Origin of the sequence: Streptomyces sp. NPDC048106 (genome assembly GCF_040706415.1) — a bacterium.
Lineage (GTDB): Bacteria > Actinomycetota > Actinomycetes > Streptomycetales > Streptomycetaceae > Streptomyces.
Genome location: NZ_JBEZND010000062.1, coordinates 1 through 13,081, shown reverse-complemented (window position 1 = coordinate 13,081; position 13,081 = coordinate 1). Strand labels below are relative to the sequence as shown.

The following is a 13,081-nucleotide window of genomic DNA, read 5'->3' as shown; positions in this document are numbered from 1 at the left end:
TGTCGCGGCTCCCGGACGGGACCTGGGACGGGTCAGCCGGTCGTGTACACGTGCATCCCGGGCACGTGCAGGCTGCCGCCGAACTGGGCCGCCTGCGTCACCTTCACGTTGGTGAAGTAGATCAGCGGGAGGTTCAGCGGGGGCGGGCTGTCGGGGCTGAACTTCATGGGGATCAGACCGAACAGGTTGCCCGAGATCTCCTCGGTGTACATCACCGTCTTGCCGTCGCGGATCGTGGACGTCGAACCCTTGGACGCCTGGACGTGGTACGTCTTGCCGGTCAGCGAGTCGTGCACCGTCTGGTGCAGGTCGCCGATGTCCGTGCCGTCGGAGACGACGTACTTCAGCACCTTCTTGGTGGTGCCGCTCGCCGTCCTCACCTCCACGATCCCCTGGTAGTCGGCGCCCTTGAGCAGCAGCGAGCTGGCCTGGAGGTACCAGGGGTCGTCCGCCACCGGCACCGGGTTGTCGACGCCGCCCTCGTCGGTGGTGGCCGCCGGGCAGTCCTCGGCCGACGGGCTCGCGCTCGTGGACGGGCTCGCGGTGGCCGAGTCCACCGTGTCCTTGACCGTCCTGCCCGCGTCGCCGACCGCCTTGCCCGCGTCGTCGACCGTCTTGGAGACCGTGCCGGTGGTGTTCTTCACCGTGTCCCCGACCGTGCCGACGGCCTTGGACGTCGTGTCCTTGACGGTGTCGGACAGCTTCGTGCCGGACGTCGACGCCGTGTCGCCGGACGCGGACGGCGAGGGGGTCGCCGAGGGCGTGGCACTCGCGTCGGGCGTGGCGGTGTCCTTGGTCCCACCGGTGAGGATGTTCCCGAGGGTGTCGCCGATGGTGCCGAGGAGTCCGCCGCCGCTCTTGTCCGACGACGCGGTGGGCGTCGTCGTACCGGAGCCCGAGTCGGACGAGCCGGAGGTCTCGGACGGCGCCGGCGCGGTCTTGTCCGCGGAACCCGAACCGGAGGCCGAACCCGAACCCGAACCCGAGTCCGAGCTCGAACCCGAGTCCTTACCCGAATCGGTGGACGACGACGAGGAGTCCGTGCCCTTCGTCGCGTCGCCGCTCGGCGTGGCCGACGGCGTCGGGGCGTCGGTGGACTTGTCCGAGGCGGACGGCGACGGCGAGGCCGAGGGGTCCTTGGAGTCGTCCAGCGCCTTGACGCAGTCCTTGTACTCGTCCGCGGTCAGGCTCTTGGCCGTGGTCGAGGGGGCCGGGCTGCCGCCGTTGCCCGCCGCGAGGGCGAGCGTGGACGTGAAGCCCATGCCCATGAGCACGGCCGTCGGCATCGCCACAGTGGCTATCGCCTTGCCGGCCGGCATGTTGAACCTGGTGAACAGCGGCTTTCTGGGGGCCGCGTGGCGGGGTCCGGTTCTCCCGCGGGACTCGTCCGCATCTCTCCCGCGGCTCACCTCGTCAGCCGGCACTGTGCCTCCCGTTCGCCCCGTTGGCCGGGCTCGTTCCTGACAGGTCGTTCGGCTCGTACGCGCCGTCGATGCCCTGGCCGGGCAGCGGCACGGACTCGGGTGCACCGCCCTCGCCCGGGGCGGCCTCGCCGGCCGGCGACTCCTGCCGGCCGGACTCACCCGGTACCCACGCGACGGCCATCGCTCCGCCGACGAGGGAGAACAGGAAGCCGAGGACGAAGCCACCGAAGTTGGAGACGGGCAGGGACACCAGCGCCAGCAGGATCGCGGCGACTCCCGCGAAGGTCCGGACATGCTTCTGGAACCAGAGGCTGATGCCCAGCACGACGAGCAGCACACCGATGATCAGGGATCCCGCTCCCGCGGTGGTCGCCATCGCCAGCGTGAGGTGTCCCAGCTGGAGGTGGGCGTACGGGAAGTACATGATCGGAAAGCCGCCGAGCAGGACGAACAGGCCCGCCCAGAACGGCCGCGTGCCCCGCCAGGCGCGGAACTGCTGCCTCCGGACGGTGAACTGGCCGGGGTCGGCTGCAGGGGTCTCGGCGCTCATGGAAAACAGCTCCCTGGTGCGGCGTTGCTGTGGTGATGACGTGTGCCGCGTGTGAAGACGCGGCGGATGTGGCGCGGGCGGGGGCGCCGTCGGCTCCCCCGCCCCCGTCAACGAGTGCTCAGTAGCACTCGTGCGTGCCCGCCTGCACGGTCATGTGCAGGCCGCTGAGCTTGAAGGTGCCGGCCGTGGTCGCCCACGCCGTCTGCTTCACACCGGTCAGCGTGGCCGAGTCGGCCTGCTGCGCGAAGCCGAACGGGTTGGCCTGCTCCTTGCCGCCCTTCATGCCAGGACCCTTGGCCGCGTCCTTGGCCGCAACACCGATGTCGATGTTCTTGAAGGTGGCGTCGGCGCTGAGGTCGTCGAGGTCGATGTACAGCTGGCTGGCCTGGACCGGGGTGGACCCGCCCGCCTTCAGCACGAGGCTCACCGAGCCGAGCACCGGGATGTTCGGCGTGACGACCGACTGGCACATGTTCGTGATCTTGGCCGAGTTGAAGCCCGAGACCGCGACCGGGTGCGCCGTCTGCTCACCGCTGAGGGTGTAGCCGTTGTCCATGGCGCCGTACTGCTCGAAGCCCTGGCCGACCAGCTTGTCCGCGGTCACCTTGAAGGACTGACCCGACACGCTGAACGAGGCGGCCAGCGCACCCTGAGCGAGGGCGACACCTATACACGCCGTGGCGGCAACGCTGGGCACCATGACCACAGCGAACCGCTTCCATCTGGTCCCGCCACGCACCTGGGACTCCATATTTCCTCCTTCTCGGACGTACATCTCCTGGCCCGGACTCGTCCACGCAGGGTGGCTCGGCCGGCAGGGATGGGAGAAGTGCTACGTCCTCGGGAAGGAGAGCGCCCGTACCCAAAGGCGCGTACCGCGCCCGAATCACCGGCGATCACCCCCGAGCGACAACCACTGGTCGCGCCTGACACACATCACGCACAACCTTGCTGGACAGGCTTCGCCGGTCGGCGAAGACCCCCCTGCCCAAGAGCCGGCGCCACTGCCGCCGGCTCTGCTCGGTGGGGACCCAGAGTCTCCGTCGCCCCGACCGGGTGCCGGGGTACGGGAATGGACCGAGCGTCGCCGATCGTGGTGCAAATTGGCCGCCCGCACAAGGGGGTTCGTTACTGGCTAGTAACGGCCGGATAACCGGGAAACGTCCGGGCGATCTCGGAACGCCACCCTCGGTGGCATCGCGGGGCAGAACAAAGCCGTTGATCTCTGTACGAAACCAGACAGATCAACGGCCTTGATTTACTCGGAGTAACAGCCGCCCCGATTGCCAAGATTTGGCAAAGTGGAGCGGCCTCAACGTCTTGTCGGCAAACCTTTCACCCCGGCATCACAGGCCGTGGTGTTTAGCGACTGGTCAGAAAAGCGCCCGCGCGAGCGCCCTGCGAGCGCCGATCACCCGCGCATCCTCGGGGCCCACGACCTCGAACAGTTCGAGCAGCCGGCGCCGCACCGCGTCCCTGTCGTCACCCGCCGTACGCTGCACGGTCTCGATCAGACGTCCGAAGGCGTCCTCGACATGACCGCCCACCAGGTCCAGGTCCGCCGCGGCGATCTGCGCGTCGACGTCCTTCGGCTTCTCGGCCGCCTCCTGGCGCACCTTCTGCGGGTCCATCCCCTGCACCCGGCGCAGCAACTCGGCCTGCGCGAGACCGAGCTTGGCCTCCGGGTGGGCCGGATCGTCGGCCAGCACGTTCTGGTAGGCGCGGACCGCGCCGTCCAGGTCGCCGGCGTCCAGGGCCTCGGCGGCCGCGTTCAGGAGCGTCTCGTACGGGCCCACCGGCGCCTCGGCGCCCGCACCGGCCGCGCCGCCCGGCAGCGCGTCCGGGTCGACGGTCAGACCGGTCAGCCCGAAGCGCTGCTCGGCGACCTCCACCAGCTGGTCGAGGGTGCCGCGGATCTGCTCCTCGCCGGTCACCCCCTGGAACAGGGGCAGGGCCTGGCCCGCCACGACGGCGAACACCGCCGGGATGCCCTGCACCCCGAACTGCTGCATCAGCATCTGGTTGGCGTCGACGTCGATCTTGGCGAGGAGGAAGCGCCCGTTGTACTCGACGGCCAGCCGCTCCAGGACCGGGCTCAGCTGCTTGCAGGGCTGACACCACTCGGCCCAGAAGTCGATGACGACGGGCACCTCGGCGGAGCGCTGGAGAACCTCCCGCTCGAAGCCCGCCTCATCGACGTCGATGACGAGATCGGCCGGGGAGACGGCACCCGTGCCGCCCCTCCGGGCCGCTTCGGCGCGCGCCTGCTCGGCCTTGGCCTTGGCCTCCTGGGCCGCCTTCACCGCGGCGAGGTCGACCACGCCGCTCATGGACATGTTCCGTGGCTGCATGTGCCTATCCTCCCCCGATCCCGCGTCTGAAGAAAAAAGCGTCGATGTCCGGCGCCGGGTCCCCACCCGCGCCGTGCCGTTCTGCCCGCGTACGTCCCACGCGAGCTTTCGCTACGACCCGTAGCGTAATGGCAATGAGCGGGCGGGCGACACCGCGTTCCGGTGATCTCCCTCACGACGGCACGGATTCAGCCGCTACCGGCCGGTTATGGTCGGGGAATGCAGAGCCGCACCCCCGCCGGCCGCCCCGGGCGCCCGCGCAGCGCCGCCGCGGACGCCGCGATCCTGGCCGCGACCCGGGAAGCCCTGGTGGAACTCGGCTGGTCCAAGCTCACCCTCCAGGACGTGGCGACGCGCGCCGGGGTCGCGAAGACCACCCTCTACCGGCGCTGGGCGGGCAAGAACGAGCTGGTCGTGGACGCGGTCGCGGAACTCTTCGACGAGCTGCGGCTGCCCGACGCGGGCAGCCTGGCCGCCGACATCGAGGGCGTGGTGCTGCAGTTCGCGGCGCTCCTGGACCGCCCCGAGTGCCGCAGCGGCCTGATGGCGGTGGTCGCCGAGTCGACCCGCGACGAACTCCTGCGCGAACGCATCCGCGCCTCGGTCGTGGACCGCCAGAAACGCCTGGTCGTGGAGGGCCGGGCGCGCGCCCAGGCGCGCGGCGAACTCCCGCCCGAGGCCGACCCGGAGGAGAGTGCCCGCACGGTCGACCTCACCTTCGACATGGTCGCCGGCGCCGTCGTCCACCGCACCCTGGTCAACGGCAAACCGGCGGACGAGACGTGGGTGCGCAGCTTCACCAGGGTGCTGCTGCTGGGCCTGACGGCACCTGCCTGACCCTGCGGGCCCCGCGGTGGCCGCGAGTCAGAAGCCCGGCGGTTCCGTGTACACCCCCCACTCCGCGCGCAGCACCCCGCAGATCTCGCCGAGGGTCGCCTCGGCGCGGACGGCGGACAGCATCGGTTCGATCATGCCGGAGCCGTCACGGGCGGCGGTGAGCAGCGCGTCGAGGCGGGCGCGGACGGCCGTCTCGTCGCGCGCCGCCCTGCGCTCCCGGAGGATCCGCGCCTGCGCCCGCTCCACCTCGTGGCCGACGCGCAGGATCTCCAGTTCGCCGGTGACGGAACCGGTGTGCGCGTTGACGCCCACGACCTTCTTCTCGCCCTTCTCCAGGGCCCGCTGGTAGCGGAAGGCGGACTCGGCGATCTCGCCGGTGAACCAGCCGTCCTCGATCCCGCGCAGGATCCCGGAGGTGATCGGCCCGATGGGATGCCGCCCGTCCGGATGCGCCGCGAGTCCCCGCTCCCTGATCTGCTCGAAGATCTTCTCCGCGGCCGCCTCGATCCGGTCCGTGAGCTGCTCGACGTACCAGGAACCGCCCAGCGGGTCCGCCACGCTCGCGACGCCGGTCTCCTCCATCAGCACCTGCTGGGTGCGCAGCGCGATCTCCGCGGCCCGCTCGCTGGGCAGCGCCAGCGTCTCGTCCAGCGCGTTGGTGTGCAGCGAGTTGGTCCCGCCGAGCACCGCGGCCAGTGCCTCCACGGCGGTGCGGACCACGTTGTTGTACGGCTGCTGGGCGGTCAGCGAGACCCCGGCGGTCTGCGTGTGGAACCGCAGCCACTGCGCCTTCTCGCTCCTCGCGCCGTACACGTCCCGCAGCCACCGCGCCCAGATCCGGCGCGCGGCACGGAACTTGGCGATCTCCTCGAAGAAGTCGACGTGGGCGTCGAAGAAGAAGGACAGGCCGGGCGCGAACACGTCGACGTCCAGGCCGCGGCTCATCCCCAGCTCGACGTACCCGAAGCCGTCCGCGAGCGTGTACGCCAGCTCCTGCGCGGCCGTCGCCCCCGCCTCGCGGATGTGGTAGCCGGAGACGGACAGCGGCTTGTAGTCGGGGAGGCCGGCCGCGCAGTACTCCATCAGGTCGCCGATCAGGCGCAGATGCGGCTCCGGCTGGAAGAGCCACTCCTTCTGGGCGATGTACTCCTTGAAGATGTCCGTCTGGAGCGTGCCGTTGAGGACCGACGGGTCCACGCCCTGCCGCTCGGCGGCGACCAGGTACATGCAGAAGACGGGCACGGCGGGCCCGCTGATCGTCATGGAGGTGGTGACCTCACCGAGCGGGATGCCCTTGAACAGGGCCTCCATGTCGGCGGCCGAGTCGATCGCGACCCCGCAGTGGCCGACCTCGCCGAGCGAGCGGGGATCGTCCGAGTCCCGCCCCATCAGCGTCGGCATGTCGAACGCCACGGAGAGCCCGCCGCCGCCCGCGGCGAGGATCATCTTGTACCGCTCGTTGGTCTGCTCGGCGTTGCCGAACCCGGCGAACTGCCGGATCGTCCAGGTGCGCCCGCGGTAGCCGGTCGGATGGAGCCCCCGGGTGAACGGGTACTCCCCCGGCCAGCCGATCCGCTCGAATCCCTGGTACGTGTCTCCGGGCCGGGGCCCGTACACCGGCTCCAGGGGATCCCCGGAGAGCGTGGAGAAGTCGGCGTCACGCGTGCGCGCGGCGTCGTATCGGGCCTGCCAGCGGCGACGGCCCTCCTCGATGGCGTGAGCGTCCATACCATCGAATTTACTTGGACGTCCTAGTATCTGTCGACGACAGACCGCCGTACGGGTGCCGTACGGCGGTACCAGGCGCGGGGCCTACGCCTCGGCGACGGCCGGGGTCCGGTCGGCGGACTTGCCGTCCAGCTCGCGGCTGATCTTCCGCTCCACGAAGAAGGCGGCGGTCGGGATGGTGCCCGCGATCAGCACCCACAGCTGCTTGCCGACCGGCCACTTCGCCTTGGAGCCCAGGTCGAAGGCGAAGACCAGGTAGACCACGTACAGCCAGCCGTGGGCGATGGCGACGACGCGGGTCAGGTCGGCCGCGCCGCTGATGTCCAGCCCGTACTTCGCGATCATGCTGAGGCACAGCAGCACCAGCAGGACACCGGTGGTGTAGGCCATGACGCGGTAGCGGGTCAGCACGCTTCGTTTCATGGAGTCGAGCGTAACCACCCGTTCCGGGAGACCTTGGCCGGGGTCACCCCTCGTCGAAGTCGTGCGCCGCGACCCGCAGCGGACGGAACATCGCGAAGATCTCCCGGCACTCCTCGTCGTCGTACGCCCCGAGGCCGAAATCCATGGCCATGAGGTCGCGGGAGGCCGCGTCGACCACCTCCCGGCCCTTGTCGGTGATCACGGCGAGGGTGCCACGCCCGTCGTTGGGGTTGGGCCGCTTGGCGACCAGTCCCGACTTCACCAGCCGGTCGACGGTGTTCGTCACGGACGTGGGATGCACCATCAGCCGCTCGCCGATCTTGGACATGGGCAGCTCGCCGGCCTTGGAGAAGGTGAGCAGCACCAGCGCCTCGTACCGGGCGAACGTCAGCCCGTACGGCTTGACCACCGCGTCCACCTCGGCGAGCAGGATCTGCTGGGCCCGCATGATCGAGGTGATCGCGGCCATGGACGGCACGTTTCCCCAGCGCTGCTGCCACAGCTCGTCGGCGCGGGCGATGGGGTCGAACGGGAGGCTGAGTGGCTTCGGCACGTCATCAGACCCTACCGGCCGGTCATATGCCGGTCAGCTCCGTCTCGCTTTTCGGTCACGGGGCGCCCGTCGGCGGACCTGCCCCCTCCCTGCCGCCCACCCTCCGCAACCGATGCCGCACAGCCCGCTGCGCCACCGGCCCCAACTCCTCCAACGCGCCTACCAGCACCGCGAGTTGGTCGAGCGCGAGCAGGGCCGCCGCCGCCCCCTCCGCGTCGGCCCCCTCGTACAGCTCGATCCCCACGAACGAGGCGGCCACCGCCCGCGCGAGCCCCGCGGGATCGACGAACTCGGCGAACGGCGTCCGCGCGAGCACCCGTGCGAGCACCCGCTCGATCTCGGCGACCCAGAGCCGCAGCCCCGCCGCCGTCGCGGGCCCGAGCGCCGGGTGCGTCGGGGCACCGGCGAGCAACTGGCCGAGGAGGGCGACATGTCCCCCGTCCCGCTCCCGCTCGTGGATCTCACGGCCGACGGCGAGCAGCTCGGACAGGGACGTGACCTCGGCCAGGCGCTCGCGGTAGCGGGCCACGGTCTGCTCCGCGCCGTACTGGCAGGCCGCCGCGAGCAGCTCGTCGACCGTGCCGAAGTGGTAGAAGACCAGCGCCTGGTTGACGCCGGCCGCCGCGGCCACCGTACGGGCCGAGGTCTTGGCGATGCCCTGCTCGGTGAGCGTGCGCAGGGCGCCCTCCAGCAGCTTGGTCCGGGTCTGGCGGGCCTTCGCCGTCCCGGCGCTCACGCGGGCGCCTCCGCGCGCTTCTGGAGGGCGCGCAGCAGCCGGGGCGCCCAGGTCCGGGTGGCGGGGGCGCGCAGGCAGCGGCGGGCGGCGGGGGTGCGCTCCAGCGGCGACTTGAACAGGGCGAGGCAGACCACGGCGAGCAGCAGCACCGGGCACAGGTAGGCCATGACGGCGGCGAGCGGCCCGAACAGGCGCAGCAGCGGCTCCATGCGCAGCCCGCCGAGGCAGCCGGCGAGCAGCAGGGCGCGGACGACGAGTTCGGCGAGCCAGTTGCGCAGGGCGCGCTCGGGGGTGATGCCGCGCTCCAGCCAGAGCCGGAGCCGGTCGAAGGACCAGGCGGTGGCCCAGCCGAGCAGCGGGCGCACCAGCAGCCGGTCGGCGGCGGCGCCGAGGGCTCCGCCGCGGGGGCGGTAGTCGTAGCCGGTGAGGAAGCGGACGCCCTGGGTGTCGGGGACGTAGCGCCAGTAGCCGCTGCCCTCGGCGATCAGGCCGAGGGGGTGGGTGGAGGAGAAGCACAGGGCGGAGGTGCGGGTGCCGTCGGGGCGTTCCTTCTCGCCGGCCGTGACGCCGGTGCCGGCGAGGGTGAGGAAGGGCGGCAGGCGCGCGGTGAAGCGAAACGGGCGCGGCTCGCCCGGGGCGCTCGGGAGGTGGTGCAGCTCGGTGACGAGCAGGTACCAGCGCCGGAGGAGGACGCGGTCCTGGGTGTGCGCCCAGAGCCGGTCGAGGTCGGCGCGTATGTGCGTCTCCGTATAGAGACCCATGGTCTTCCCCCACGTCAGGCCGCTGTTTGAGCGACCGCTCAAAGATCTTGGAGAAGAAGGTATCTCCCGTTGAGCGATCGCTCAAAACGGTCAGCCCGCCAGGTGGCGTTCCACCGTCTCGACCTTGGAGGTGAGGCCGTCGGTCACACCGGGGCGGATGTCGGCCTTGAGGACGAGGGAGACGCGCGGTGCGCGCGCCTCGACCGCGGCGACGGCGCGCCGGACGACGTCCATGACCTCGTCCCACGGTCCTTCGATCGAGGTGAACATGGCGTCGGTGCGGTTGGGCAGGCCCGACTCGCGGACCACGCGTACGGCGTCGGCGACGTACTCCCCGACGTCCTCGCCGACACCGAGGGGTGTCACGGAGAAGGCGACGATCATGCGTTCACGACTCCTTCCTTGCGGGCACGGGCCGCGATCACGGCGTTCTCGGCCTCGCGGCGCAGCTTGCGCTCTGCGAAGAAGCCGCCGGTGGGCAGGACCGAGAGGACGAAGTAGAGGGCGGCGGTGCCGGGGCTCCACTTGGCGCGGTTCCAGGCGTCCGCCCAGAAGAGCACGTAGAGCACGAACAGGACACCGTGGACCGCGCCCATCACGGGCACCGCGTTGAAGTCCGTGGTCCGCTTCAGCACCGAGCAGACGAGCAGGACGATGAAGGACACGGCCTCCGGGGCGGAGACGAGGCGGAGACGGCGGATGGCGGTGGCGGTCTTGATGTCCACGGGTCACCTTCGGTGGGAGTTGCGAGGAGTGGCGGCCGGCCGGGGCCGACGGTTACGGAGCGCCGTCGGCGGCTGCCGGTTTGTGAACGCACGCACAAGCGTGCCGCCATTGTGGCAAACCGCGCCCCTGGGGGTTCGCTCAGGGTGCGGCTCCACCCGTGGGTGCTGGCCGCTCCACCCGCGCTGCCGCTACGTTCCCAGCGTGGCGATGTTCCGATTGCAAGGCAGCAAGGTGCTCGCCGTCGAGATGACCGGAGACGCCGTGAAGGCGAAGAACGGCTCGATGGTCGCGTACGACGGGCAGATGTCCTTCAAGAAGCTCAGCGGCGGCGGGGAGGGGCTGCGCGGGATGGTGACCCGCCGGCTCACCGGTGAGCAGATGACGGTGATGGAGGTGAAGGGGCACGGGACCTGCTGGTTCGCCGACCGGGCGACCGAGATCAACCTGGTGCGCCTCCAGGGCGAGAAGCTGTACGTCGAGTCGAGCAACCTGCTGGTGACGGACGCGGCGCTGCGCACGGGCACCACGTTCACGGGGCTGCGCGGCGCCTCCCAGGGCAACGGCCTGTTCACCACCACCGTGGAGGGGCACGGACAGGCGGCGATCATGTCCGACGGCCCGGCGGTGGTACTCCGGGTCAGCCCGCGGTACCCGCTGACCGTCGACCCCGGGGCCTATGTCGCCCACCAGGGTGATGTCCGGCAGTCCTTCCAGTCCAGTGTGACCTTCCGCACCTTCCTCGGGGAGGGCGGCGGCGAGGCCTTCCAGATCCGCTTCGAGGGGGACGGCCTGGTGTACGTGCAGCCGAGCGAGCGGAACACGATCGCGGGGGACCTGTGAGATGAGCTTCCGGGAGATCAACTCCAAGATGGTGGAGGCGACGGTGCTGCCCGGGCAGCGGCTGTTCAGCCAGCGCGGGGCGATGCTCGCCTACAAGGGGGACGTGTCCTTCACCCCGAGCGTCCAGGGCGGCCAGGGCGGGGTGATGTCCATGCTGGGGCGCCGGGTGACCGGCGAGGCGGCCCCGCTGATGACCGTCGAGGGCAGCGGCACGGTGTTCTTCGGGCACGGCGGCCATCACGTCCATGTCATCCACCTCACCGGCGACACCCTCTGCGTGGAGGCCGACCGGCTGCTCGCCTTCGAGGGCTCCCTGCGCCAGGGCACCCTGTTCATGGGCTCGCAGGGCGGGGTCATGGGCCTGGTCCGGGGCCAGGTCACCGGTCAGGGCCTGTTCACCACCACTCTCCAGGGCCATGGCGCGGTCGCCGTGATGGCGCACGGCGGCGTCTTCGAGCTGCCGATCAGCCCCGACCGCCCGGTCCACGTCGACCCGCAGGCCTACGTCGCCCACCACGGCGAGGTGCGCAACAGACTGTCCGCCGCCCTCGGCTGGCGCGAGATGGTGGGCCGCGGCTCCGGCGAGGCGTTCCAACTGGAGCTCAGCGGCAGCGGCACGGTGTACGTCCAGGCCTCGGAGGAGAAACTGTGAGCGCGTACGCGGGCACCTACGGCACGGCCGGCCCCGGCGGCCCGGTGGTGTACGACCCGATGACCCTGCCCGCCGACGACAACGTGAACAGCTACACGTTCTGCGTCGAGCTCAAGGAAGGGCAGTGGTTTCTCCAGAAGGGGAAGATGATCGCCTACTACGGGGCGATCGGGTTCGACGGCATCGGACACGGCCGGCTCGACCGTCTCGTCCGCACCTCGTTCCATTCGCCACTGCACGCGAGCGACTGGGTGGTGGCCCACGGCTCCGGCAAGATGCTGCTCGCCGACCGGGCCTTCGACGTCAACTCGTACGACCTGGACGACGGGAACCTGACCATTCGCGCGGGCAATCTGCTCGCTTTTCAGCCAAGTCTCGCGCTCAAGCAGTCCATCGTGCCGGGTTTCCTGACCCTCATCGGAACCGGAAGATTCGTGGCCGCGTCCAACGGCCCGGTGGTGTTCATGGAGCCTCCCCTGCGGGTGGACCCCCAGGCGCTCGTCGGCTGGGCCGACTGTCCCTCCCCGTGCCATCACTACGACCATGGGTACCTGACCGGTGTACTGGGCGGTCTACGTGCGATGACGGGCCTGGGCGGGGTGTCCGGCGAGGAGCACCAGTTCGAGTTCGCGGGCGCGGGCACCGTGCTGTTGCAGTCGTCGGAGACGCTGCTGGGGGAGGTCGACACCGGGGCCGTGCCGTCCGCTCCCGGGGTGCCGGGCGGTGGCGCACCGGGCTGGTCCGGACACGGTCCGCAACCGTCCGGCGCACCGCGTCTTCCCGGACAGCTCGGAGACCTCCAGCGTCGCTTCGGGCTGTGAGCGGTAGTCTGCGGAGTGTGACGTCGAACGCGTGCGCACAGTCACACCACCCGAAGTAGTTCGTCATTCAACTTCTTAGGTAGACTTCATTCATGGAGACCGACACGGCCACGCGCTGGCTGACCGATGCGGAGCAGTGCGCCTGGCGCACCCACCTGGAGGTCAACAGGCTGTTGACGTACCAGCTGGAGAAGGATCTGCAGCCGTTCGGCCTGACGATCAATGATTACGAGATCCTCGTGAACCTGTCGGAGTCGGAGGACGTGCGGATGCGGATGAGCGACCTCGCCACCGCGACGCTGCAGTCCAAGAGCCGGCTCTCGCATCAGATCACCCGGATGGAGAACGCGGACCTCGTGCGCCGCGAGAACTGCGAATCGGATCGGCGGGGGTTGTACGCGGTGCTCACGAAGCACGGCCTGGAGACGATGAAGAAGGTGGCGCCGCACCATGTGTCGTCGGTGCGGCGGCACTTCATCGATCTGCTCTCCCCGGAGGCACTGGTGGAACTGGACAAGGCCCTGAAGCCGATCGCCGAGCATCTGCGGGGACAGCGGGGGCTCGCCTAGGGGGTGTCCGGCGGGTCTTGGTGGAGGGAAGTCACGGCACGGTTTTGACCCAGGTGAGCGGGGTCTGGTGCGTCGAGATGCAAGGCGGAGGAGGGAGTCGACGATGGGGG

Annotated in this window: 16 protein-coding genes; 5 read left to right on the top strand and 11 right to left on the bottom strand. The window is 70.3% G+C overall.

Annotation, left to right across the window (positions count from 1 at the left end; genetic code table 11):
* Nucleotides 1–32: 32 nt before the first annotated feature.
* The 4 genes from AB0927_RS38195 to AB0927_RS38180 all read right to left on the bottom strand — a co-directional run bounded on the left by AB0927_RS38195 (nucleotide 33) and on the right by AB0927_RS38180 (nucleotide 4,325).
* A complete protein-coding gene (locus AB0927_RS38195) occupies nucleotides 33–1,424 on the bottom strand; it encodes a hypothetical protein (protein ID WP_366672449.1) in 1,392 nt (463 codons plus the stop codon).
* Nucleotides 1,414–1,974, bottom strand: coding sequence for a DUF6114 domain-containing protein (locus AB0927_RS38190; protein ID WP_366672448.1), 561 nt, complete (start codon nucleotides 1,972–1,974; stop codon nucleotides 1,414–1,416). Before AB0927_RS38190 ends, AB0927_RS38195 begins: the two co-directional genes overlap by 11 nt.
* Nucleotides 1,975–2,092: 118 nt before the next feature.
* The gene (locus tag AB0927_RS38185) at nucleotides 2,093–2,725 is read right to left on the bottom strand and encodes a DUF6230 family protein (RefSeq protein ID WP_366672447.1); all 633 of its coding nucleotides are present in this window, start codon (nucleotides 2,723–2,725) and stop codon (nucleotides 2,093–2,095) included.
* A 622-nt stretch (nucleotides 2,726–3,347) separates the two neighbouring features.
* Nucleotides 3,348–4,325, bottom strand: a complete 978-nt coding sequence (locus AB0927_RS38180; protein WP_366672446.1) for a tetratricopeptide repeat protein — start codon at nucleotides 4,323–4,325, stop codon at nucleotides 3,348–3,350.
* A 219-nt stretch (nucleotides 4,326–4,544) separates the two neighbouring features.
* On the opposite strand from AB0927_RS38180, the gene AB0927_RS38175 reads away from it, so the two are divergent.
* Nucleotides 4,545–5,162 (top strand): TetR/AcrR family transcriptional regulator, encoded by a 618-nt coding sequence (locus AB0927_RS38175; protein WP_366672445.1) that lies wholly within the window; start codon nucleotides 4,545–4,547, stop codon nucleotides 5,160–5,162.
* Nucleotides 5,163–5,189: 27 nt separating this feature from the next.
* Here the strand turns inward: AB0927_RS38175 and AB0927_RS38170 are convergent, their stop codons facing one another.
* The 7 genes from AB0927_RS38170 to AB0927_RS38140 form a co-directional block, all read right to left on the bottom strand.
* A complete protein-coding gene (locus AB0927_RS38170; RefSeq protein ID WP_366672444.1) occupies nucleotides 5,190–6,890 on the bottom strand; it encodes a methylmalonyl-CoA mutase family protein in 1,701 nt (566 codons plus the stop codon).
* Nucleotides 6,891–6,974: 84 nt separating this feature from the next.
* The gene (locus AB0927_RS38165) at nucleotides 6,975–7,313 is read right to left on the bottom strand and encodes a DUF3817 domain-containing protein (protein WP_366672443.1); all 339 of its coding nucleotides are present in this window, start codon (nucleotides 7,311–7,313) and stop codon (nucleotides 6,975–6,977) included.
* A 43-nt stretch (nucleotides 7,314–7,356) separates the two neighbouring features.
* Nucleotides 7,357–7,866, bottom strand: coding sequence for a MarR family transcriptional regulator (locus AB0927_RS38160; RefSeq protein WP_366672442.1), 510 nt, complete (start codon nucleotides 7,864–7,866; stop codon nucleotides 7,357–7,359).
* Nucleotides 7,867–7,921: 55 nt separating this feature from the next.
* The gene (locus tag AB0927_RS38155) at nucleotides 7,922–8,602 is read right to left on the bottom strand and encodes a TetR/AcrR family transcriptional regulator (protein ID WP_366672441.1); all 681 of its coding nucleotides are present in this window, start codon (nucleotides 8,600–8,602) and stop codon (nucleotides 7,922–7,924) included.
* Nucleotides 8,599–9,363: a hypothetical protein gene (locus tag AB0927_RS38150; RefSeq protein WP_366672440.1), complete on the bottom strand. Its 765-nt coding sequence runs from the start codon at nucleotides 9,361–9,363 to the stop codon at nucleotides 8,599–8,601. The genes AB0927_RS38155 and AB0927_RS38150 overlap by 4 nt, the downstream gene beginning before the upstream one ends.
* Before the next feature lie 90 nt (nucleotides 9,364–9,453).
* A complete protein-coding gene (locus AB0927_RS38145; protein WP_366672439.1) occupies nucleotides 9,454–9,747 on the bottom strand; it encodes an MTH1187 family thiamine-binding protein in 294 nt (97 codons plus the stop codon).
* Nucleotides 9,744–10,088, bottom strand: coding sequence for a DUF3817 domain-containing protein (locus tag AB0927_RS38140; RefSeq protein ID WP_366672438.1), 345 nt, complete (start codon nucleotides 10,086–10,088; stop codon nucleotides 9,744–9,746). The genes AB0927_RS38145 and AB0927_RS38140 overlap by 4 nt, the downstream gene beginning before the upstream one ends.
* A gap of 208 nt (nucleotides 10,089–10,296) precedes the next feature.
* Here AB0927_RS38140 and AB0927_RS38135 point away from each other — a divergent pair, with 208 nt between their 5' ends.
* From AB0927_RS38135 to AB0927_RS38120, 4 genes are all read left to right on the top strand, one after another.
* Nucleotides 10,297–10,929, top strand: a complete 633-nt coding sequence (locus tag AB0927_RS38135) for an AIM24 family protein (protein WP_366672468.1) — start codon at nucleotides 10,297–10,299, stop codon at nucleotides 10,927–10,929.
* A 1-nt stretch (nucleotide 10,930) separates the two neighbouring features.
* Nucleotides 10,931–11,581 carry an AIM24 family protein gene (locus AB0927_RS38130; protein ID WP_366672437.1) on the top strand — a complete coding sequence of 217 codons (651 nt, stop codon included), beginning with the start codon at nucleotides 10,931–10,933 and terminating at the stop codon, nucleotides 11,579–11,581.
* Between the two features lie 59 nt (nucleotides 11,582–11,640).
* Nucleotides 11,641–12,402, top strand: coding sequence for an AIM24 family protein (locus tag AB0927_RS38125; RefSeq protein ID WP_366672467.1), 762 nt, complete (start codon nucleotides 11,641–11,643; stop codon nucleotides 12,400–12,402).
* Between the two features lie 92 nt (nucleotides 12,403–12,494).
* Nucleotides 12,495–12,971: a MarR family transcriptional regulator gene (locus tag AB0927_RS38120; RefSeq protein WP_366672436.1), complete on the top strand. Its 477-nt coding sequence runs from the start codon at nucleotides 12,495–12,497 to the stop codon at nucleotides 12,969–12,971.
* Nucleotides 12,972–13,081: the final 110 nt, after the last annotated feature.

Excerpts from the sequence above, each read along its gene's own strand:
- AB0927_RS38130 (WP_366672437.1), top strand. The coding sequence starts at position 10,931 with ATGAGCTTCCGGGAGATCAACTCCAAGATGGTGGAGGCGACGGTGCTG.
- AB0927_RS38190 (WP_366672448.1), bottom strand. The coding sequence starts at position 1,974 with ATGAGCGCCGAGACCCCTGCAGCCGACCCCGGCCAGTTCACCGTCCGG.
- AB0927_RS38135 (WP_366672468.1), top strand. The coding sequence starts at position 10,297 with ATGTTCCGATTGCAAGGCAGCAAGGTGCTCGCCGTCGAGATGACCGGA.
- AB0927_RS38185 (WP_366672447.1), bottom strand. The coding sequence starts at position 2,725 with ATGGAGTCCCAGGTGCGTGGCGGGACCAGATGGAAGCGGTTCGCTGTG.
- AB0927_RS38170 (WP_366672444.1), bottom strand. The coding sequence starts at position 6,890 with ATGGACGCTCACGCCATCGAGGAGGGCCGTCGCCGCTGGCAGGCCCGA.
- AB0927_RS38150 (WP_366672440.1), bottom strand. The coding sequence starts at position 9,363 with ATGGGTCTCTATACGGAGACGCACATACGCGCCGACCTCGACCGGCTC.
- AB0927_RS38165 (WP_366672443.1), bottom strand. The coding sequence starts at position 7,313 with ATGAAACGAAGCGTGCTGACCCGCTACCGCGTCATGGCCTACACCACC.
- AB0927_RS38125 (WP_366672467.1), top strand. The coding sequence starts at position 11,641 with ATGACCCTGCCCGCCGACGACAACGTGAACAGCTACACGTTCTGCGTC.
- AB0927_RS38175 (WP_366672445.1), top strand. The coding sequence starts at position 4,545 with ATGCAGAGCCGCACCCCCGCCGGCCGCCCCGGGCGCCCGCGCAGCGCC.
- AB0927_RS38120 (WP_366672436.1), top strand. The coding sequence starts at position 12,495 with ATGGAGACCGACACGGCCACGCGCTGGCTGACCGATGCGGAGCAGTGC.
- AB0927_RS38180 (WP_366672446.1), bottom strand. The coding sequence starts at position 4,325 with ATGCAGCCACGGAACATGTCCATGAGCGGCGTGGTCGACCTCGCCGCG.
- AB0927_RS38145 (WP_366672439.1), bottom strand. The coding sequence starts at position 9,747 with ATGATCGTCGCCTTCTCCGTGACACCCCTCGGTGTCGGCGAGGACGTC.